Here is a 19,594-nt window from a genome sequence, read left to right on the forward strand (position 1 = left end):
CCAAACAAAAAAGTCATCCCTTTAGGATGACTTTTTGCTTATTTCTCTGTGACGGTGCTGTCTGTTTTGACAGTTTCAGCAGGCGGTGTTTGCGCCGCTAGCAAGTCGCGAATTTCTTTTAAGTAATCTTCGCTCGTTGGTACCACTTCTTCTTCTGCCGCTTCTTCTTTTTTGCCACGGTTTTTCATTTTGTTGGCCGCTTTGACAATCAAGAAGAGGACGAAGGCCGTAATTAAAAATGTAATAAGTGCACTAATCACGCTACCAATATTGAATTCAACGCCTTCGACTTTATAAACAAGGGCACCCAATGCATCGTCGGCACTCTTTTTCCCAGTCGTCAAGACAAAAATCAGACTAATTAACGGGGTAATCAAGCCTTCCACCACTTGTGTCACAATCGCTGTAAACGCACTACCAATGACAACACCAACGGCTAGGTCTAAGACACTCCCGCGCATGATAAACTCTTTAAATTCTTTAATCATTCTTTTTTCCCTCCTCACTTTAAAAACAGTATACCGAATCTTCTTGAAAATTTGAACTGAAAAACTCTTATCATTCAGAAAGCACCTGAAGCTGTGTTATAATGGAGCTATTGGAAAAAACATTAAAAAATGCTTTAGAATTTACGCGATACATATATTTCACAGCATTCTTTAGGTAAGATGAAGCAAATGAAGGAGCGATGCGGCAATGTCTGTTCAATTAGTTAAAGGCGTGAATTTACACGTCATTCCTACAGAAAAATATAAAACGGTGCGTCTTTTAGTCCGCTTTAATACACGATTAAATCATGAAACCATTACAAAAAGAACGCTGTTGTCCAGTTTAATGGAAACCAACAGCTTGAATTACCCGAATCAAGTCAAGTTAAGTGAGCGTTTGGCGGAACTTTACGGCGCCAGCTTTGGGATTGGCGTTTCCAAAAAAGGCAATCAACATTGGTTTAATATTTCTATGAACATTGTCAATGATCATTATTTACAGGATAGTCAGGTGCTTGCCGAAGCGGTGGACTTTTTGAAGGAAATTATTTTTGCCCCCAATATTCAAGCGGGCCAATTTGAGGCGGAAACCTTCCAACGGGAGAAAGAGAACTTGAAAGCGTACTTGGAAAGTATTGTGGAAGATAAGCAAACCTATGCTTCTTTGGCGCTTCAAAGTGTCTATTTTAATCAATCGGAGGATCAAAAAATCCCTAGTTTTGGGACTGTTGTGGCGTTAGCTGAGGAAACTGCGGCGTCATTAGCAGCGTATTATCAAAAAATGCTGGCGGAAGATCAAGTGGATATTTTTGTCTTAGGTGATGTCAATGAGGCGGAGTTAGTGCCGTTATTCAAGCAATTACCGTTTACGCCACGTGAAGAAGGCAAAGCCGCGATTTTCTACAATCAACCAATTCGCAACGTGATTGAAGAGCGGACCGAGCGTGAGGTGCTAGCCCAATCGAAATTAAACTTGGCTTACAACACAGATATTTATTATGGCGATAGCTATTATTTTGCGTTGCAAGTGTTTAATGGAATTTTTGGCGGTTTCCCGCATTCTAAATTATTTATGAATGTCCGTGAGAAAGAGCATTTAGCGTATTATGCTTCTAGTAGTATCGACACCTTCCGTGGCTTCATGACGGTTCAAACAGGAATCGATGGCAAAAATCGGAATCAGGTCTTGCGTTTGATTTCGACAGAATTGGAAAATATTCGCTTAGGTAAGATTAGCGAATTAGAAATTGAACAAACGAAAGCAATGCTAAAAAATCAGTATATCTTAGCGTTAGATAATGCAGGCGCGTGGCTGGAAAAAGAATACTTGAACGAATTAATGCCGCAGACGATGCTGACGGCGGAGGAATGGATTGCGCGGATTAATGCCGTGACTATTCCAGAAATCCAAGAAGTAGCCAAACGCTTGGAACTTCAAGCAATCTTCTTTTTGGAAGGAGACACGGAAAATGATTAAAAAAGACTATGCACAAATTAAAGAAACATTGTATACAGAAACACTGGAAAATGGTTTAAAGGTTTACCTATTACCGAAAAATGATTTCCAAAAAACGTATGGCTTGTTTACGACCGATTATGGTTCCATTGACAATACGTTCGTGCCAATTGGTCAAGAGGAAATGATTGAAGTACCTGACGGAATCGCCCACTTTTTAGAACATAAAATGTTTGAAAAAGAAGATGGCGATGTCTTCCAAAAATTTGGGCAACAAGGGGCTTCAGCGAATGCCTTTACCAGTTTTACGAAAACGAGTTATTTGTTTTCAACGACGGATCAAGTGACACAAAATCTAGAAACGTTGCTTGATTTTGTGCAATCGCCGTATTTCACGAAGGAAACGGTCGAAAAAGAAAAAGGCATCATCGGACAAGAAATTCAAATGTATTTAGATGATCCTAACTGGCGCTTGTTCTTTGGGATTTTAGGCAACCTTTATCCGAAGCATCCATTGCATATTGATATTGCCGGCACAGTGGCAAGTATTGCGGAGATTACCGCAGAAGATTTGTATACATGCTACAATACGTTTTATCATCCAAGTAATATGACCTTATTCGTGGTAGGGAAAATGGACCCTGAAGCGTTAATGGCGTTCATTCGTGAAAACCAAGCGGCGAAAGAGTTTCCTGCCGCCCAACCTATTCGTCGGCATTTTCCTGAAGAAACAGCTGCCGACATTGTCAAAGAGAGCGCCATTGAAATGACAGTCACACGGGCAAAAGTGCTTGTTGGCTTGAAAGGCTTAGATGAAGTGCCAACAACGGGTCGTGATTTAATGAAATATCAAGTCACCGTGAACTTGTTGTTACAATTATTGTTTGGCAATACCTCTCAAAACTATTTGGCTCTTTATGATGAAGGCTTGTTAGATGATAGTTTTAGTTATGACTTTAATTTAGATCGCAGTTTCCATTTTGCGGATATTGGCGGCGATAGTGAGCAACCAGAAGTCTTAGCAGAACGAATTGAAGCTATTTTATTATCTGCCACAACAAGTCCAGAATTAACGGAAGAAAATTTGTCCTTATTGAAGAAAAAAATGATTGGTAAATACTTCCAATCCTTAAACTCTTTAGAGTATATCGCCAACCAATTTTCACAATCATTGTTTGGGGAAACCACGCTGTTTGATAAGATTGAAGTTATTGAAAGCATTCAATTAGCCGACGTCCGCCAAGTAGCAGAGACCTTTATTCGTGAAGAAGGATTGAGCCGTTTCTACATGTATCCTAAAGGAGAAACCGAGCAATAAACCAACTGTTTAAGAAAAAGAAAAATCTTTGAAATCTTTCAATTTTGTTATCCTCAGTTGGCTTCTTTTGTGGTATTCTTAAAGGACGGGAATGTTTTCCTTGGCAATTGAAAAAGACTGATGAGACAATCGATAAATTAACAAAATAGACTGGAGAAGATGGACGAGTGGCCAGCGTAAATATTGGAGAAACACTAAAAGAAGCAAGATTGCAGAAGAACATCTCAATTGATGAACTGCAACAAATGACAAAAATTCAAAAAAGATATTTAGAAATTATTGAACAAAACGATTTTGAGTCCTTACCAGGCACCTTTTATGTGCGGGCGTTTATCCGCCAATATGCAAGTGCGGTCGGCTTAGATGGCAATCAATTGGTAGATATCTATGATGGCAAAGAGCCAGCAATTGTCGAAGAACCCAAGCCAGTGTATGAAGAGCTTGAAGGATCACGTAAGCAATTGCATGACGAAGAAAAGCAATCCAGTTGGTTACTGCGGAACTTACCAGCCATTGCCTTTTCGTTAATTGGTTTAGCCATTGCGGTCGTAGTGCTGTATATTATGTGGCAAGATCAAAAAGCCGAACCGATTATTCAAACACCGGCAACTAGTGCCAGTGTGGAAAAACCCAAAGAATCAAGTCAAGCCCCAGAAAGTAGCACACAAAGTAGTACACCGCCGTCTTCTTCAAGCGAACCAGAGAAGAAAACAGCTGTGGCTGTGGTGAGCGATGCTAACAATCAAGTGACTGCAACGGTTAAAGATGCGAATAGTCCAATCAACATTACCTTTAAAGGCACTGAAGGCTCTTGCTGGATTGGCGTGATGGTCGATGGCAACTATACGTACCAACACACCCTGCAAGCAGGAGAGACCCAAACAACAGCTTTACCTGCAAATGCCGCCAATGCAACACTGATTCTAGGCGCCTCAAATAACGTCGTCATTCAAGTCGATGGCGCCGATTTAACACTGGAAAAAACGCCAGTTTTAATTCGTAAGGATGTTACATTAGGGATTACGTATCGTTAGAAATGATGTAAGAAGAATCTGGAAAAACCGTCAAACGGCAATTACTCCAGATTCTTTTCTTTTTTTCGTGACACTGCCAGCAAGATAACGTAAAATAGAACAGGAGAAGGAAGGGGCAATTGAAGTGAATTTACCAAATAAATTAACAGTTTTAAGAATATTTATGATTCCAATTTTTATTATTATTGTGTCAGTGCCAATGGACTGGGGAACGATTAGTTTTGGCGACACAACGTTAGCCGTTACCCAATTAGTGGGCGCGATTATTTTTGCAGTTGCTAGTTTTACAGACTGGTTGGATGGCAAAATTGCCCGTGCACAAGGCTTGGTGACGAACTTCGGAAAATTTGCGGACCCATTAGCGGACAAAATGCTAGTGATGACCGCTTTTATCGTCTTAGTTGGTCAAGGCAAAGTACCCGCTTGGATTGTAGCAATTATTGTTTGTCGTGAATTGGCAGTAACTGGTTTACGGTTGTTATTAGTCGAACATGGCGAAGTAATGGCAGCAGCTTGGCCAGGAAAAGTAAAAACAGCTACCCAAATGGTTGCAATTATTTTACTATTCATTAACAACATTCCATTTTCAGCACTCCATCTACCACTAGATCAAATCATGCTATATGCCTGCTTGATTTTCACCATTTACTCTGGTGTTGATTATTTTGCTAAGAATAAAGATGTTTTTAAAGGTTCGATGTAAAGAGAGAATCAAAACGCTTGGCTTGTGCCAAGCGTTTTTTTAGTATTCATGATTGAATGGACAAATAAACTGTGCTTGTTTAAAGGGAACAAGGAAGGGTACACTGCTTTAATGACCGATAGCTTTTCAGCGCTATGGAATGGAACAGGAGGAGATAATTATGAAAAAAATCGGGTATCTTTGTTGTATTATTTTGTTCATATTTTTAACGGGGTGTAGTCATAATGAAAAAGAAAGCGGACATCTTTTAGATAACAATTCGTTTCCATTGATACTTACCACGATCACTGAACAGGAAGAAGACCTAACAAAAGGTTCAATTTTTTTTAATAAGGATAAAACCATGACGTTTGAAAAAGAATATTTGGTTAATCCAAATAATGAAGACACACTAAAAACAAGTAGAACAGAAAAAGAGGTGTATCAAAATATTAAAATAAAAGAAAATAGAGATAGTTATGAAATTACTGGTCAGTTGGACAAGAAAACGAACACAATAACGTTTAAAAAAGTTGATAAAGGAAAACGTCTATCTGATGCAGAAGGAAATGTGTATGGCGATTTCGGTGGTAAATAGAAAAATGGTCAGAAATTTTAAAGGGCAAATATAATACAATTCCGTTTTAATTGAAACTAGATATTTTAACAATTGGCTGCCGCTTAATTAGTATTTCAATGTGAGATACTAGTTAAGCGGCAGCCAATTGTTGTCACCGACTTTCCTTTACGACAAATAATGCGGATCGGTCTTAGTCGTGCTAATGTTGTCGCGGATTTTTTTCAAGGAATCGGCATTTTGATCAAAATTGTGATACATCGTATTTGTATATAAAATATCCATTACCGTTAAGTAACTAATCCGTGAAGCCAAGGATTCCGCACGAAACAAGCCTTCTTCGGTGACGACAATAATTGCTTCGTCGGACAAGCCTGCTAACTCTGAACCGCTGTTACCAGTTAACGTAATCATTTTTGCGTTGGTTTTTTTAACTTGTCGTGCTAGGTTGATTGATTCTTTAGTTTTGCCTGAATGGGAAAAAATAAACACACAATCTTCACTGGTTAATTTTGTGACAAAACTTAACTGCATGTGGTAATCAAAAATGTAGTTGCACCGATAGTTAGTCCGAATGAATTTATGGAAACTATCAAAAGCCACAATCGAGGAGCCGCCTTGCCCAAAAAAATGAAGCGTTTTGGCAGAGTACATCAAAGCCAACACGTTATCTAACAGCTCTTTTGTTAAGAACTGTGTGGCGTTACTGAGGGAATAAATATTGGCTTGTAAGACTTTTTTAGCAATCGTAATACTATCATCATCTGGTGAAATATCATCGGCGCCATTCACGCTATTGACGTTTTGAAAAGTCGGCTGATAATTAGAATTTCTGGCGATATCAATTTTAAATTCTTGGAACCCAGAATAGCCAATCTTTTTTACAAATTGATACACGGAAGATTGGGAGACGCCAATTTCGTTGGCCAGACTTTCTAACGTCATTTGTGTCAATAGTGATTCAGAATGAACAAAGTAATCGGAAATTTTCTTTTCTGTGAGGCTCAAATTCGGTTTTTTGATCCGAATCCGTTGATCCAAATAGTGGTTTTTCATTAACACGTTCCTCCAATCTTATTTTTTTAAAATAGAATGAATGCCTTTTCATTGTTGGTATAGACTGATTATAGTGGAAAAAGAGGACAAATACAATTTCTCTTTTTCTCCACAAAAAAGAAATTCTTTAAAAAAAGCCAAAAAAAATAAATAATCTTTTTTCTGAAAAATGAAGGGGTCTTGAAAAGACTTCTCTCAACTAAAGAAAGTAGCCAGTAAAAAGAACGTGATACCAAGAGATTTACTTGTGTTTTTTGTATGAAAGCTCCTTAAAAATAAAAACGTTTTACCTTTTGAGTAGGCAAGATTTTTGCTAAAAAATAAAAAATATTTTTTAATTAGTGTAATCGTTTACATTATTTTTTTTATCCTTTATGATTGAAGTATCAAAAGAGGCAGGTGAAAGAAAAATGGACATTGGCTTTATTGGACTTGGGAAAATGGGTTTGAACATGGCATTAAATGTTCACGAACAAGGCTGGCCCATTATTGGCTTTGATGTGACAAAGGAAGCAAGAGCGACTGCTAGAGAACAGGGTCTTTCCGTTGTAGATTCGTTGTCAGAACTATTGAAAGCGCTTAATAAAAGGAGGGTGATTTTTTTAAGTACCCCCGCTGGTCAGATTACCAATCAATTAGTGGCAGAATTGGTAGAGCAATTAGCACCAGAGGATATCATTGTGGATAGTGGCAATTCAAATTTTCATGATAGTGTCGCGAATGCTCAGCTTGCTAAGGAAAAAGGAATTTATTTTATTGATTGTGGTACTTCTGGTGGCATCAAAGGAGCGCGGGAAGGAGCGTGTTTAATGGTTGGCGGTGCGCCTGAAGCTGTCAAAGTGTTAACCCCATTTTTTGAAGATTTAGCTTGTGAACAAGGATATCTTTATGCTGGGAAATCAGGAGCTGGTCACTATTTGAAAATGGTGCATAACGGGATTGAGTACGTCATGATGCAAGCCATGGGCGAAGGATTCAATTTATTAGAAGCTGCCGAATATGATTTTGCGTTGGAGAAAGTAGCCGATGTGTGGAATCACGGCTCGATTATTGAAGCTCGCTTGATGGGCTTAGCGAAAGAGGTTTTTGCGGAAAATCCTACGTTAGCCAATTTAGAAGGGAAAGTTGCAGCAAATGGCGAAGCCAAATGGATGATTGAAGAAGCATTGCGTTTGGAGATGCCCGTCCCAACTACGGCGTTGTCCTTATTTACTCGAAATGAAAGTATGCTAGCAAATCATTTTTCAAACAAAGTGGTCGCTTCTTTGCGACAAGGATTTGGCGGGCATGAAGTCGTAAAAAGTCAGTAAAGGAGTTTAGTCATGTTAAAAAAACAAAAAATTGCCATAGTGAATTCCAGTAGTTTTGGTCAAATTTTTCCTGAACACTTGACGCGCTTAGAAAAAATAGGCACCGTGAAGCATTTTACAGTCGACAGTGAAATTGGTGGCAAAGAGTTAGCGGAATGTTTACAAGGATATACGATTATTATTGCTAGCGTGACGCCATTTTTCACGAAAGAATTTTTTGAACATAAAGATGAATTATTGTTGATTTCTCGCCATGGCATTGGGTATAACAACATCGATTTAGACGCTGCAAAACAGCATGACACAATCGTTTCCATCATCCCAGCTTTAGTAGAACGAGATGCCGTGGCGGAAAACAATGTCACAAATTTACTAGCTGTTTTACGGCAAACCGTGGCTGCAGATGCCAGCGTTAAAGCAGATCAATGGGAAAAACGAGCGAATTTTGTCGGTCGGACGTTATTTAACAAAACTGTGGGTGTCATTGGTGTTGGGAACACAGGAAGTTGTGTCGTTGAGACGTTACGAAACGGATTTCGCTGTGACGTGTTAGCGTATGATCCCTATAAATCCGCCACTTATCTGCAAAGTTATGGAGCCAAAAAAGTAGACTTAGATACGTTGCTAGCTTCAGCAGACATCATTTGTTTATGTGCCAATTTAACTGAAGAAAGTTATCACATGATTGGCTCGGCGGAAATTGCCAAGATGAAAGACGGCGTCTATCTTTCCAATAGCGCACGAGGCGCCTTGATTGATGAAGAAGCCATGATTGCCGGCTTAGAATCGGGCAAAATTGCTGGGCTTGGGACAGATGTTTTAGAAGAGGAACCAGGTCGGAAAAATCATCCTTATCTTGCGTTTGAAAATGTAGTAATGACGCCGCACACCTCCGCTTATACCTGGGAATGCCTGCAAGCGATGGGAGAAAAATGCGTGCAAGATGTGGAAGACGTGGTGCAAGGTATTTTACCTCAACGGGCAGTGCAAGAAGTCAGTCGTTACGTTAGTTAAGAAGGAGGAGGAGCATGTTAACTGATTTAAAAGTGAAAGTTGGACCGCAATTTTATCGTTACCACGAAGGCGCCTTAGCTTCGGTGCCGTCACTTTTCAAGGAATATCACGCCCGACGAATTTTGGTGGTGCATGGCACCGTATCCTTTGAAAAAGCTCAGCCATTTTTGCCATTCTTGGCAGATTCAGAGTATCAATTCTTCTATCACACTTACACAGGAGAATGTAGTTATTTTGGCGCCGAACAAATTTCACAGCAAATAAAGGAACACCAGATTGACTTTCTTCTGGGAGTCGGCGGCGGTAAGTTAGCCGATTTAGTGGGCTACAGCGCCCATTTAAACAATCTGAATTTTGGCTTGGTCCCTACTTTGGCTAGTAACTGTGCGCCGTGGACACCGTTAGCTGTGATGTATCAAGAAAATGGCGCGGCCGAAGGCAAAACGGAACATTTCTTTCGCCAAGCTGCGTTTTTAATCACCGATCCTAAGTTGCTTCTGGATGCGCCCCGTGATTATTTTGTCGCTGGTTTAGCTGATACGTTAGCGAAATGGTATGAATCAGAGACCATTTTACGCCAAGCCCATTTGCAAGGGGAACCCTTTTTACAATTAGCGGGAGCGACCGCCAAGCTTTCGCAAGAAGCGATTATGCGGGACTCAAAAGCAGCCTTAGCAGCGATGGACGAGGGCAAACTCACGCCTGAATTTGTCCATCTTTCAGAAATTGTTTTCGCTGTTTCCGGATTAGTCGGCGGCTTCGGTGACAAATACGCCCGCAATGCAGCAGCACACGCCATGCATGATGCTATGAGTAAATTTTTACCCAAAAGTCATGACTATTTACACGGCGAAAAAGTAGCTTACGGCATCTTCTATCAATTAGCATTGGAAAAAAGGTGGGCCATCATAGACGCATTAATCCCTTTTTATCAAGAGCTAAACTTGCCCATGTCGTTACGACAAATGGGCCTTTACCCAAAAGAAGAAGCAGTACTCGATGCAATGGTTCAATTTATTGATTCAAAAGAAAAGGTTCATTTAATTCCTATTGAGATTTCGGAAGAACGTTTACGTCAAGGGATTGAAGAGCTAGAAAAGTATATCCAAAACCAAGGATAAGAAGGAGGAACTATGGAAACGTTAAGTGTTTTACAAAGTTTGATAATGGCGCTTTGGGTGGCAGCAATTATGTCCAGATGGCTTGGAGGAGGAGCAACGTTAACGTTGCGTTTCTCGCCCTTAATGACAGGGTTAGTAGCAGGTTTAGTGATGGGCGATGTCCCGAAAGCGATGATTGTCACCGCAGCATTACAAATGATTTACATGGGTGTTTTTTCACCAGGTGGCTCTATGCCAGCAGAACCATCAATTGCGGCAGCGATTGCTGTGCCAGTTGCGTTGCTAGGGAATTTGAAGCCGGAAGCGGCTATCGCCGTAGCGGTTCCTGTCGGTCTTTTAGGAAGTTATTTATATCAATTCCGTTTCTTTATTAACACGTTTTTAGGGAAGTATACCGATCGTGCGGTGGCTGAACTAAATTCTAAAAAAATTGCCCGCTCAATTATCTGGTATCCAACGATTGCCTCATTTATTTTATTCGTTCCATTAGTCTTTTTTGCTCTTTATTTAGGGGCACCAGTCATTGCCGATATTATTAAAGCATTAGAAGGAACCGTTGTGATTCACGTGTTAGAAGTAGTCGGTGGTGGTTTAGCCGCAATTGGGATTGCGACAACGGTCTATGTCATTGGTCGAAAAGATTTCTTGGTTTTCTTTTTCCTTGCATACTTCATGAGTATCGTCTTTAAGTCATTGGAAATTACCATGGTAACGTATGCCATCTTTGGCGTAATTATTGCGTTAATTTTTGTGCAAGTCCAAAAAGGCAAACCTGTAGCAGAAAGTGCTGGTTCCGCGAGTGCCACCACTGATTTTGATGATGATGACGATTACGATGACGGGTTTTAAAAGAAAAAGGAGGAACTGAAATGACGGAAACAACAGAAAAAGTCGTGCCGAAAACAACGAATTTAGCACCAGAAGAAATTACCAATAAAGATGTTACAAAAGCCTATCTCCGTTGGCATTTTGCCAATGAAATTCCCCATTCCTTTGAACGTTACTTGGCGCCTTCGTTATTGTACGCAATGATGCCACTTTTAAAGAAATTATATAAAGACGATGAACAATTAAAAGCCGCTTATATGCGTCAACTGCTGTTTTTCAATACGCAATTAAGTTGGGGCGGCGGGGTCATTACTGGGTTGATGGCTTCCATGGAACAAGAGCGGGCCAAAGAAGAACATGAAGGCCGCGAAATCATGATGCAAGATGATTTAATGTATAACACCAAAGCTGGCTTGATGGGCGCGTTAGCTGGGATTGGTGATGCGATTGACTCAGGCACGGTTCAATATATTTTTATTGCGATTGCGGTGCCGTGGGCGCAACAAGGTAGCGCATTAGGTGCGATTTTCCCTTTTGTCGCGTTTGCCCTTTATCAAGTACTGTTAGGTGTGTTCTTTGCGAGACAATCCTTCAAAATGGGGCGGAATGCTACAGGCTTAATGCAAAGTGCGGGGATTCAAAAAGCCATTGAAATGTTATCTGTTTTAGGGTTGTTCATGATGGGAATTTTAGCTGGTAATTATGTCAAAGTTTCTTCAACCCTTCAATTTAAACTTTCTGGCCGTGAGTTTGTGGTCCAAGATATCCTTGATCAGATTGTCCCAGGACTCTTGCCGCTAGCTGTCGTAATGGGCGTGTATTGGTTCTATACGAAAAAAGGCTTGAAAGTTACGCAAGCATTATTGTGGTTAACAGGTATCTTAATTGTCTTAGCAACAGTCGGTATTTTATAAAAAGAAAAGGACGTGAATCAGATGGGCGTAGTAAATTTAGCAAGAGTAGATGAACGATTAATTCATGGACAAGTGATGGTGACCTTGTCTCAAAAAAGTGGCGTTAATTCCATTTTCGTTGTCGATGAAGTGGTGGCAAAGGATAAATTTATGCGTGATTTATACAAAAGTGCAGGCAGTCGGACAGGACAAAAAACCATTGTCATTACGCCGGAAAAAGCCAAATTTTATTGGGATGAATACCAATTCAAAGAGTACAACTGTATTTTAATCGCTAAAACCGTCTCTGTAATTTATGACTTAGTAAAACACGGAGTCCCTATGAAGGAGTTAAACATCGGCGGTATTGCACAGAAGAATCCAGAAAAAGATTTATTAGTAACCAAATCAGTTTATTTAAACAAAGAAGATGCTGAAAAATTAAAAGAACTACATGAGGTGTATGGCGTAGAAGATATTTATTTCCAAGCAACGCCTTCTGCACCAAAAACTAGTTTAAAAGAGGTTTTAGGCAAATTTAATTTATAAAAAAGGCCAGTCGCTTGAGTCATTGCATGACTGTTTGAAGTAATGACTCAAGCCACTGAATTGAAGGAGGAACTTTTATGTTAGGGATTGTGATTGCTACACACGGTGCACTAAGTGACGGTGCGAAAGACGCAGCTACCGTGATTATGGGCGCAACCGAAAATATCGAAACCGTTAATCTAAATAGTGGAGACGATGTCCAAGCACTAGGCGGACAAATTAAAACAGCGATTGAGAACGTCCAACAAGGGGATGGCGTGTTGGTCATGGTTGACTTATTAAGTGCGAGTCCTTACAATCAGGCAGTTTTGGTGATTAACGAACTCGAACCAGCACTACAAAAGAAAATCTTTGTGGTGAGTGGTACCAACCTACCAATGGTCTTAGAAGCGATAAACCATCAATTATTGGGCACACCGATTGCTGAAGCGGCGCAAGCGATTGTTGCGCAAGGCAAAGAAAGTGTGCAAGCATGGGATATTTCTATGACTTCCTTTGAGGACGAAGAGGATGAGGACGATGATTTTTAAGAATGTAGTAAAGGGTGAAAGCAATGAAATGGGGATTTAGATGGTACGGAGCGGCAGGCGATGCCATTCCGTTAAAACACATTCGACAGATTCCAGGAATTACTGGCGTTGTCGGTACCTTGTTAAATAAACTACCAGGTGATGTTTGGACAGTAGCCGAAATTCAGGCACTTAAACAATCGGTGGAACAAGAAGGATTAGCACTTTTAGGAATTGAAAGTGTCGCTATTCATGATGCCATTAAAGCGGGAACGGATCAACGAGACCACTATATTGATAATTATCGCCAGACATTGCGTAACTTGGGGAAATGTGGAATTTCCTTAGTGTGCTACAGTTTCAAGCCTATTTTTGGTTGGGCTAAAACGGACTTGGCGTATGAGAATGAAGATGGTAGCTTATCGTTGTTATTTGATCAAGCTGTGGTAGAGAACATGCAGCCAGAAGACATGTATCAATTAATTCACAGTCAGTCAAAAGGATTCCGGTTACCAGGTTGGGAAGAGGAGCGTTTGCAACAATTTCAAGAATTGAAAGCCATGTATGCCGGCGTAACGGAAGAAGATTTGGTCGAAAATTTGCGCTACTTTTTAGAACGTGTGATTCCTGTATGTGAAGAAGAAAATATCAAAATGGGGATTCACCCCGATGATCCACCTTGGGAAATTTTTGGTTTGCCAAGAATCACTAAAAATTTAGCGGATTTAAAACGGATCCTTTCCTTGGTGGACTCACCAGCAAATGGGATTACATTTTGTACAGGTTCCCTCGGTGCGGACCCGACGAATGATTTGCCTACTATGATTCGTGAAATAGGTCACAGAATTAATTTTGTTCATTTCCGCAATGTGAAGTATTTAGGCGAGCATCGTTTTGAAGAAACGGCGCATCCGAGTGTCGCTGGTTCGTTAGATATGGCGGAATTAATGCAAGCACTGGTAGACGTAGGGTATGAAGGCGTTATTCGCCCTGACCATGGGCGGGCAATTTGGGATGAAAAAGCGATGCCTGGTTATGGTTTATATGATCGAGCAATGGGGTTGACCTATATTCAAGGACTGTACGAAGCAACCAAAGCCAAACAAAATAGGAAGTGACAGAATGGAAACAAAAGTTGAAAAAAATCAACTGTATCAACAATTAGCGACATGCAAACTTTTACCACTATACACTGCAACAGATTTACGCTATTTGCCACAAGTAGAATCAGTCTTAGTAGAAAACGAATTACCGTTTATTGAAGTCACTTTTCGGAGTCAGCTGGCCTTGCCTGCCATCAAACAACTTGCTGCTTCAGGGAATTTAATTGTGGGTGCAGGAACTGTTAGAACCTTGAAAGAAGCCCAAGAGGCAGTAGCGAACGGTGCACAGTTCATTGTTTCACCAGCGATTGTTCCAGAAGTCATTGATTTTTGTCTGGCAAATGAGGTGCCTATTTTTCCAGGAACAGCTACGCCTGGGGAGATTCAGCGAGCGCTGGCGTATGGCTTACGAGTGGTTAAATTTTTCCCAGCCGATATTTACGGCGGGTTAAAAGCCATCAAAAGTTTAAGTGGCCCGTTTTATGATGTTCAATTTTTACCAACTGGTGGGATTGATGAAACAAACTTTATAGAGTATGTGGAAGCAAAAGAAGTATTAGCAGTGGGCGGCTCCTTTATTTTATCGGAAAAGATGCTTCAAGAAGATGAAGCTTCGGCACGCCAGCATGTTCAATCTTTACTCACGAAAATCAAAGAACGACAAGCAAAATAAAAAGATGGGCTAAGTTTTGTTACTTAGTCCTCTTTTTTTTCTGTCCAAATGTTACTGACATTATTTTAGTTTTCATTTTGTAAAAATAGTATAGGAGAAAAGCAATCAGTTATGTATAATTAGTGAAAGAAGGTTGCGTGAAGTAAAAATAAAAAGGAGAGCAAAGGATGTTAAAAAATGTAGAAGTGTTCTGGCAAAACTTTTTAGATAAACATGAATTAGATATGTTGATGCCCGATGTGTGGATGTTTGGTGATGGCTCTTCTGAGATGGGTAATCGTTTGGGTCAATTGGTTGTTTCTGGTCGTAAGACAGCGACATGTTCTTCTTTAGATATTTATAAAATGGAAGAAGAACAACTCCCTAAAGCTGGTCAATACGACATAATTTTAGATGGTCAGTCTCAACCGCTGGCTATTATTCGAACAACCAAAGTTGAAATTATGCCCATGAATAAGGTCTCAGAATCTTTTGCACAAGCGGAAGGTGAAGGAGATTTGACATTGGATTATTGGTATGAAGAGCATGCGCGGTTCTTTAAAGAAGAACTGGCCCCCTATCAGCTACAATTTTATCCCGACATGCTGTTAGTTTGCCAAAGTTTTGAAGTGGTGGATCTTTATACAGAAAAAGAATAGACAGAGAAGCGGTGACTGACACGATTGAAACGAGCAGTTGTCGCTTTTTTTACTGATTTTTTGAAAAAGTTGCGTATGTTTATATAGACAGGGTGATAGAAAAGAGATGTGTATTTTAAGTGTCGAGGAAAAGATGGTACAATAACCTAAGGAATACTAACAAGGAGTGAATGTTATGAAAGAAGAATTTTCATATGAAATTTTAGAAGAAGTCGCTGTGTTATCTGAGAATGCTCGTGGCTGGCGTAAAGAATTGAATTTAATTAGTTGGAATGGTCGTCCACCAAAATTTGATTTGCGTGAATGGGCCCCTGATCACGAAAAAATGGGTAAAGGCATCACCTTAACCAACGAAGAATTTGCTGAATTAAGCAAAACAATTAAATCCATGTAAAAGGAGCACCCTGTCAATGAAAAGTATGACTGGATTTGGAAAAAAGACCATTCAAAATGAAAATTATCAATTGGATATCGAAGTCAAAAGTGTTAATCAGCGGTTTTTAGATATTCAATTGCGTATGCCCAAGGAACTGAATGCCTATGAACTGGTGATTCGGCAAGTAATCAAACGCACGTTAAAACGTGGACGTGTGGAAGTCTATGTAAATCTCCAAAAAATCGGCAACAATCAAAAAGAAGTACTCGTGCAGTGGGACTTAATTGATCAATTATTAACTTCGGTAGATCAACATTTAAAGGAAAACTATCCGGAAGCAACGTTTGATGCAGGGAGCACGGTCAACCATTTATTAAAGCAAAATGATTTTGTCGAAATAGTGGAAGCAGAAATCGTTGATCAGACATTTGAACCATTTCTTGTTCAAGCATTTGAAGCAGCCATCGCTAGTCTTGACCAAAGCCGTGTGCAAGAAGGAACGCAAATTAAACAAGTCCTGCTTGACTACGTAGCAGTGTTGACCCAATCAATTCAAGAGCTGCAAGCGTTTGTGGGCGTTTTTGAACAAGAATACCGTCAGCGTTTTGAAGCGAAATTAAACGAATGGTTAGGGAGCCAAGTGGATGAAACACGCTTATTAACAGAAATGGCCATTTTATTGGAAAAAGGCGATATTCATGAAGAATTGGATCGTTTGGATATCCATATTGATAAGTTGCATCAGTTGCTTGATGAAACAGAACCAGTGGGCCGAGAACTAGATTTCTTAATTCAAGAAATGAACCGTGAAGTCAATACGATTGGTTCGAAATCAAGTCCAATTGAAATAAAAAATAGTGTCGTTCAAATGAAAACAACCTTAGAAAAGATTCGTGAACAAATTCAAAATGTCGAATAGAGAAAATGGTTTCGTGTTTTTCCAGAAAACGCTATAATATAGAAGTAACGAATAAATGACAGAGGTGAAAGCAATGACTAAATTTTATGATGTAACCTTTCAAGAATTAAGTGGTCGTTCTGTGGTAAAAACAGAAGTCGCTTCAGACAGAGAACCATTTGACGTCTGGCAAGATGCTTGTGCAAGCTATTCTGAAACAGAATTAAATATCCAAATTAACGAAGACACGTTTGTAACTTTAAATCGTCACTTTGTTGTTCGCATTGACGTGAAAGAAGTTGACAGCCCTGTCGACAAACAAGTTCGTCGTCGCGATGAATTGATGAACGTGGTCAATACGCTTTCTAATATGGGCTTATAAAAAATACCACCAAGCATTTCACGCTTGGTGGTATTTTTTTAATTAGAATAAAAGAAACAAGCCAACGGCGCATAGGAAAGAAAGAACTGCGGCACTTAAAAAGATTGTCCGCATGGCTGCAGTTTTACTGCTTTCTTTGCCGTGCTTTTTCTGACGTTCTAAACGTTTTTGAAGCTGACGGGTAATTACTGAGAAAATCAGCCCGAAAAGGACTAAAACACTTGTGGCAATCGATTTGGGAATAAAATGATTCGGTTCTGCAACGGTGGTTTCCCCAGAATGTTCGTTTGATTCTGACGCAGCTTCCGCTGTTGTTTGTTTTGGCTTAACTTCTTGGTAAGCCACTTTTGGCGCTTGAACCGTACTATTTAACAAGGTCAAGGGCGTGTCGACTTGCACTTGCCCTGCTACTAATTTAAAAGTAGGTTGACTGCCTTTGGGAACGACACCGTATAAATCGTTAGCCAAAGTGACTTTTTTGTGATCAATGGTTTGTGGTCCTTTGTCTAAAAGTTTTTTGCGTTCGTATGTCGTATAGGCATAGTCCAGCAAAGCATTCCCAGCCACATGACGTTCGTATTCACCATCTTGGTTTTGCCAATTACCAACGCCTAAAATGACTTCAATTAAACGGAAATCCCCTTGTTTGACAGTCGCAATATAGTTAAAGCCGCCTGTTGGACTAGAGCCTGTTTTTAAACCATCCACGCCTTGGTAGCCATACTTAGCGCCTGGCAAAGAATAATTGTACGCTTCAAAAGTTTCCTCGTAAGGCGTGCCGACCATTGTTTTCACCACTGGTTTATTGGTGATTTCTAAAATTTCTGGATAATTTTTCAGAAAATGATAGGTTAGTGAAGCTAAATCTCTAGCTGTAGAGACGTTATCGCCATTTGGGTCAATTCCTTGCATTTGATACAGGCCGTTAAAGGCACTTGCTTGCGCTCCACTGCAGTTGTAATAGGTAGTATTTGTCATCCCTAATTCAGCCGCTTTTTGATTCATTAAATGAACAAAGTCAGTAGGCTGGTTCCCTGAAATTAAGTTTGCCAACATGAGAGTCGCCACATTAGAAGAGGGGACAGCAATCATTTTTAACAGTTCACGGACTGGATAAGCAACACCTAACGTAATTTTGTTATTACTAATGGCATATATTTTAGAAATATCGACATCTTTTTGCGTAGCAGTCACAGTCGTATCCATTGTAAATTTTCCTTGCTCCATTGCTTCAAAGGCCAAGTACATGGTCATCACTTTGGCAATACTGGCAGGATTCCACGCTAAATCTGGTTGCTGCGACCAGAGAATTTCTCCAGAATCAGCATCAACAACGATGGCTGCTTTGGGAATGCCATCCGCTTTCAGAGTCGTCCCCATTTTTTTAGCAATCGCGGTAATATCTTCTTCTGCGTGAGTCACAGTAGGTTGGGCAAAAAAGGCCCCACAACTGACAACTAAGCCTAGCAGAAACAATGTAAATGGTTTAATTCGTGCGATGTTTCTCAGTCCTTTCTTATTCACGTTTTTTCATCCTAAAGGAGTCATCACTTCATTTTACTTAAAAAATGGCTGCCTGTATAGGAATTCTAGGTAATTTGTTTAAAAAAAGAACAAGTTATGAAAGCCAAATTAAAGAAGAAATGTTATTTTTTCAGTGAATCTCCAAGAAAGTCTTGAAAATTGCAGAAAAAAAGTGCAAAATAGAACTAATACTGTGAAATTATGTTTTGAAAGGAAGTCGTTATGTCAGAGCGCGGGTTATTAATCGTATTGTCAGGTCCTTCAGGAGTGGGGAAAGGGACTGTAAGAAAGGCTATTTTCGACAGTGAAGAAAATGATTTTCAATATTCAATCTCAATGACCACTCGGAAACAGCGAGAAGGCGAAGTGGATGGAGTAGATTACTATTTCCGTTCAAGAGAAGAATTTGAAGCGATGATTGAAGCTGGAGAAATGTTGGAATATGCGGAATATGTTGGTAACTATTATGGGACACCATTAACGTATGTTAACCAGACGCTAGATGAAGGCAAAGACGTCTTTTTAGAAATCGAAGTCCAAGGGGCTAAACAAGTCAAAGACAAAGTGCCTGATGGCGTATTTATCTTTTTGACACCCCCCGATTTAGCGGAATTAAAATCAAGAATTATTGGCCGCGGAACAGACGAAATGTCTGTGATTGAAGAACGAATGGCTGTGGCCAGAGAAGAAATCGAAATGATGGCGCTGTATGATTATGCGGTAGTGAATGATGAAGTTCCTTTAGCCGTGCAACGAATTAAAGACATTATCGCGAGTGAGCACTTCCGTGTTGACCGTGTAATTGGAAAATATATTAAAATGTTAGAGGAGATGTAGCCTTATGATGTTAAAACCGTCAATTGACTCATTGTTAAAAGAAGTCCCTTCAAAATATTCTTTGGTTATTTTAGCAAGCAAACGTGCGCATGAATTAGATGAAGGCGTTCAACCAACCGTTGAATCCTTTGATTCTGTAAAAAGTGTGGGTCGTGCGTTAGAAGAAATCGAAGCAGGAACAGTGATCAGTGATCCAAATCCTGAAGAAAAACGCGAACGTCTACGCATTGAACGTGAAGAACGCAAACGCCAACGTGAACAAGAACAAAAAGAATTAGAAAACCGTTTACGTGACGAAAAAAATTAATTGAATGATTGTCAACGAATG

General features: G+C 39.9%; 23 protein-coding genes. 20 read left to right on the forward strand and 3 right to left on the reverse strand.

The features are described from left to right. Positions 1-38 precede the first annotated feature (38 nt). On the reverse strand, positions 39-488 hold the full coding sequence (gene mscL, locus AB3I72_RS05570) for a large conductance mechanosensitive channel protein MscL (RefSeq protein ID WP_002359018.1): 450 nt from the start codon (positions 486-488) through the stop codon (positions 39-41). A 208-nt stretch (positions 489-696) separates the two neighbouring features. Between mscL and AB3I72_RS05575 the strand changes: the two genes are divergently transcribed. The 5 genes from AB3I72_RS05575 (at position 697) to AB3I72_RS05595 (ending at position 5,576) form a co-directional block, all read left to right on the forward strand. Beyond that, on the forward strand, positions 697-1,965 hold the full coding sequence (locus AB3I72_RS05575; RefSeq protein WP_104806553.1) for a pitrilysin family protein: 1,269 nt from the start codon (positions 697-699) through the stop codon (positions 1,963-1,965). After that, the gene (locus tag AB3I72_RS05580) at positions 1,958-3,262 is read left to right on the forward strand and encodes a pitrilysin family protein (protein WP_002387387.1); all 1,305 of its coding nucleotides are present in this window, start codon (positions 1,958-1,960) and stop codon (positions 3,260-3,262) included. The genes AB3I72_RS05575 and AB3I72_RS05580 overlap by 8 nt, the downstream gene beginning before the upstream one ends. 167 nt (positions 3,263-3,429) lie before the next feature. Then, positions 3,430-4,296: a RodZ domain-containing protein gene (locus tag AB3I72_RS05585; protein ID WP_368023680.1), complete on the forward strand. Its 867-nt coding sequence runs from the start codon at positions 3,430-3,432 to the stop codon at positions 4,294-4,296. 124 nt (positions 4,297-4,420) lie between these two features. Beyond that, positions 4,421-4,999: a CDP-diacylglycerol--glycerol-3-phosphate 3-phosphatidyltransferase gene (gene pgsA, locus AB3I72_RS05590; RefSeq protein WP_002365382.1), complete on the forward strand. Its 579-nt coding sequence runs from the start codon at positions 4,421-4,423 to the stop codon at positions 4,997-4,999. A 160-nt stretch (positions 5,000-5,159) separates the two neighbouring features. Then, positions 5,160-5,576, forward strand: a complete 417-nt coding sequence (locus AB3I72_RS05595; protein ID WP_025188648.1) for a hypothetical protein — start codon at positions 5,160-5,162, stop codon at positions 5,574-5,576. Between the two features lie 147 nt (positions 5,577-5,723). Here AB3I72_RS05595 and AB3I72_RS05600 read toward each other — a convergent pair whose 3' ends face one another. After that, the gene (locus AB3I72_RS05600) at positions 5,724-6,611 is read right to left on the reverse strand and encodes a MurR/RpiR family transcriptional regulator (protein ID WP_002383224.1); all 888 of its coding nucleotides are present in this window, start codon (positions 6,609-6,611) and stop codon (positions 5,724-5,726) included. Positions 6,612-6,985: 374 nt separating this feature from the next. Between AB3I72_RS05600 and gnd the strand changes: the two genes are divergently transcribed. The 13 genes from gnd to AB3I72_RS05665 all read left to right on the forward strand — a co-directional run bounded on the left by gnd (position 6,986) and on the right by AB3I72_RS05665 (position 16,905). Continuing rightward, entirely contained in the window at positions 6,986-7,921 is a 936-nt protein-coding gene (gnd, locus tag AB3I72_RS05605) for a phosphogluconate dehydrogenase (NAD(+)-dependent, decarboxylating) (protein ID WP_025192718.1), read from the forward strand. Between the two features lie 12 nt (positions 7,922-7,933). Continuing rightward, a complete protein-coding gene (locus AB3I72_RS05610) occupies positions 7,934-8,935 on the forward strand; it encodes a D-isomer specific 2-hydroxyacid dehydrogenase family protein (protein ID WP_368023681.1) in 1,002 nt (333 codons plus the stop codon). A gap of 14 nt (positions 8,936-8,949) precedes the next feature. Next, on the forward strand, positions 8,950-10,056 hold the full coding sequence (locus AB3I72_RS05615) for an iron-containing alcohol dehydrogenase family protein (protein WP_368023682.1): 1,107 nt from the start codon (positions 8,950-8,952) through the stop codon (positions 10,054-10,056). A 12-nt stretch (positions 10,057-10,068) separates the two neighbouring features. Next, positions 10,069-10,905 (forward strand): PTS sugar transporter subunit IIC, encoded by an 837-nt coding sequence (locus AB3I72_RS05620; RefSeq protein ID WP_002354902.1) that lies wholly within the window; start codon positions 10,069-10,071, stop codon positions 10,903-10,905. 20 nt (positions 10,906-10,925) lie between these two features. Continuing rightward, positions 10,926-11,798 (forward strand): PTS system mannose/fructose/sorbose family transporter subunit IID, encoded by an 873-nt coding sequence (locus AB3I72_RS05625; protein ID WP_002354903.1) that lies wholly within the window; start codon positions 10,926-10,928, stop codon positions 11,796-11,798. 21 nt (positions 11,799-11,819) lie between these two features. Further along, complete coding sequence (locus AB3I72_RS05630; RefSeq protein WP_002354904.1) at positions 11,820-12,326, forward strand: PTS sugar transporter subunit IIB; 507 nt, start codon at positions 11,820-11,822, stop codon at positions 12,324-12,326. A gap of 77 nt (positions 12,327-12,403) precedes the next feature. Beyond that, a complete protein-coding gene (locus AB3I72_RS05635; RefSeq protein WP_002354905.1) occupies positions 12,404-12,856 on the forward strand; it encodes a PTS sugar transporter subunit IIA in 453 nt (150 codons plus the stop codon). 23 nt (positions 12,857-12,879) lie between these two features. After that, entirely contained in the window at positions 12,880-13,953 is a 1,074-nt protein-coding gene (uxuA, locus tag AB3I72_RS05640) for a mannonate dehydratase (protein WP_002388613.1), read from the forward strand. Positions 13,954-13,957: 4 nt separating this feature from the next. Beyond that, the gene (locus tag AB3I72_RS05645; protein ID WP_002354907.1) at positions 13,958-14,611 is read left to right on the forward strand and encodes a bifunctional 4-hydroxy-2-oxoglutarate aldolase/2-dehydro-3-deoxy-phosphogluconate aldolase; all 654 of its coding nucleotides are present in this window, start codon (positions 13,958-13,960) and stop codon (positions 14,609-14,611) included. Positions 14,612-14,778: 167 nt separating this feature from the next. Beyond that, a complete protein-coding gene (locus AB3I72_RS05650; RefSeq protein WP_002354908.1) occupies positions 14,779-15,249 on the forward strand; it encodes an ASCH domain-containing protein in 471 nt (156 codons plus the stop codon). A gap of 175 nt (positions 15,250-15,424) precedes the next feature. Next, positions 15,425-15,643: a YdbC family protein gene (locus AB3I72_RS05655; RefSeq protein WP_002381076.1), complete on the forward strand. Its 219-nt coding sequence runs from the start codon at positions 15,425-15,427 to the stop codon at positions 15,641-15,643. Between the two features lie 16 nt (positions 15,644-15,659). Continuing rightward, entirely contained in the window at positions 15,660-16,544 is an 885-nt protein-coding gene (locus AB3I72_RS05660) for a YicC/YloC family endoribonuclease (protein ID WP_061100879.1), read from the forward strand. Positions 16,545-16,599: 55 nt separating this feature from the next. Then, a complete protein-coding gene (locus AB3I72_RS05665) occupies positions 16,600-16,905 on the forward strand; it encodes a hypothetical protein (protein WP_368023683.1) in 306 nt (101 codons plus the stop codon). A 42-nt stretch (positions 16,906-16,947) separates the two neighbouring features. Here the strand turns inward: AB3I72_RS05665 and AB3I72_RS05670 are convergent, their stop codons facing one another. Further along, complete coding sequence (locus tag AB3I72_RS05670; RefSeq protein WP_368023684.1) at positions 16,948-18,429, reverse strand: DUF1958 domain-containing protein; 1,482 nt, start codon at positions 18,427-18,429, stop codon at positions 16,948-16,950. 222 nt (positions 18,430-18,651) lie between these two features. Between AB3I72_RS05670 and gmk the strand changes: the two genes are divergently transcribed. Further along, positions 18,652-19,266, forward strand: a complete 615-nt coding sequence (gene gmk, locus AB3I72_RS05675) for a guanylate kinase (protein ID WP_002354915.1) — start codon at positions 18,652-18,654, stop codon at positions 19,264-19,266. A 4-nt stretch (positions 19,267-19,270) separates the two neighbouring features. Next, the gene (rpoZ, locus tag AB3I72_RS05680) at positions 19,271-19,573 is read left to right on the forward strand and encodes a DNA-directed RNA polymerase subunit omega (protein WP_002354916.1); all 303 of its coding nucleotides are present in this window, start codon (positions 19,271-19,273) and stop codon (positions 19,571-19,573) included. The last annotated feature ends 21 nt before the right edge of the window (positions 19,574-19,594 follow it).

This window comes from Enterococcus sp. GC34 (assembly GCF_040886645.1).
Taxonomy (GTDB): domain Bacteria; phylum Bacillota; class Bacilli; order Lactobacillales; family Enterococcaceae; genus Enterococcus; species Enterococcus faecalis.

Excerpts from the sequence above, each read along its gene's own strand:
- mscL (WP_002359018.1), bottom strand. The coding sequence starts at position 488 with ATGATTAAAGAATTTAAAGAGTTTATCATGCGCGGGAGTGTCTTAGAC.
- AB3I72_RS05575 (WP_104806553.1), top strand. The coding sequence starts at position 697 with ATGTCTGTTCAATTAGTTAAAGGCGTGAATTTACACGTCATTCCTACA.
- AB3I72_RS05580 (WP_002387387.1), top strand. The coding sequence starts at position 1,958 with ATGATTAAAAAAGACTATGCACAAATTAAAGAAACATTGTATACAGAA.
- AB3I72_RS05595 (WP_025188648.1), top strand. The coding sequence starts at position 5,160 with ATGAAAAAAATCGGGTATCTTTGTTGTATTATTTTGTTCATATTTTTA.
- AB3I72_RS05600 (WP_002383224.1), bottom strand. The coding sequence starts at position 6,611 with ATGAAAAACCACTATTTGGATCAACGGATTCGGATCAAAAAACCGAAT.
- gnd (WP_025192718.1), top strand. The coding sequence starts at position 6,986 with ATGATTGAAGTATCAAAAGAGGCAGGTGAAAGAAAAATGGACATTGGC.
- AB3I72_RS05610 (WP_368023681.1), top strand. The coding sequence starts at position 7,934 with ATGTTAAAAAAACAAAAAATTGCCATAGTGAATTCCAGTAGTTTTGGT.
- AB3I72_RS05615 (WP_368023682.1), top strand. The coding sequence starts at position 8,950 with ATGTTAACTGATTTAAAAGTGAAAGTTGGACCGCAATTTTATCGTTAC.
- AB3I72_RS05620 (WP_002354902.1), top strand. The coding sequence starts at position 10,069 with ATGGAAACGTTAAGTGTTTTACAAAGTTTGATAATGGCGCTTTGGGTG.
- AB3I72_RS05625 (WP_002354903.1), top strand. The coding sequence starts at position 10,926 with ATGACGGAAACAACAGAAAAAGTCGTGCCGAAAACAACGAATTTAGCA.
- AB3I72_RS05630 (WP_002354904.1), top strand. The coding sequence starts at position 11,820 with ATGGGCGTAGTAAATTTAGCAAGAGTAGATGAACGATTAATTCATGGA.
- AB3I72_RS05635 (WP_002354905.1), top strand. The coding sequence starts at position 12,404 with ATGTTAGGGATTGTGATTGCTACACACGGTGCACTAAGTGACGGTGCG.
- uxuA (WP_002388613.1), top strand. The coding sequence starts at position 12,880 with ATGAAATGGGGATTTAGATGGTACGGAGCGGCAGGCGATGCCATTCCG.
- AB3I72_RS05645 (WP_002354907.1), top strand. The coding sequence starts at position 13,958 with ATGGAAACAAAAGTTGAAAAAAATCAACTGTATCAACAATTAGCGACA.
- AB3I72_RS05650 (WP_002354908.1), top strand. The coding sequence starts at position 14,779 with ATGTTAAAAAATGTAGAAGTGTTCTGGCAAAACTTTTTAGATAAACAT.
- AB3I72_RS05655 (WP_002381076.1), top strand. The coding sequence starts at position 15,425 with ATGAAAGAAGAATTTTCATATGAAATTTTAGAAGAAGTCGCTGTGTTA.
- AB3I72_RS05660 (WP_061100879.1), top strand. The coding sequence starts at position 15,660 with ATGAAAAGTATGACTGGATTTGGAAAAAAGACCATTCAAAATGAAAAT.
- AB3I72_RS05665 (WP_368023683.1), top strand. The coding sequence starts at position 16,600 with ATGACAGAGGTGAAAGCAATGACTAAATTTTATGATGTAACCTTTCAA.
- gmk (WP_002354915.1), top strand. The coding sequence starts at position 18,652 with ATGTCAGAGCGCGGGTTATTAATCGTATTGTCAGGTCCTTCAGGAGTG.
- rpoZ (WP_002354916.1), top strand. The coding sequence starts at position 19,271 with ATGATGTTAAAACCGTCAATTGACTCATTGTTAAAAGAAGTCCCTTCA.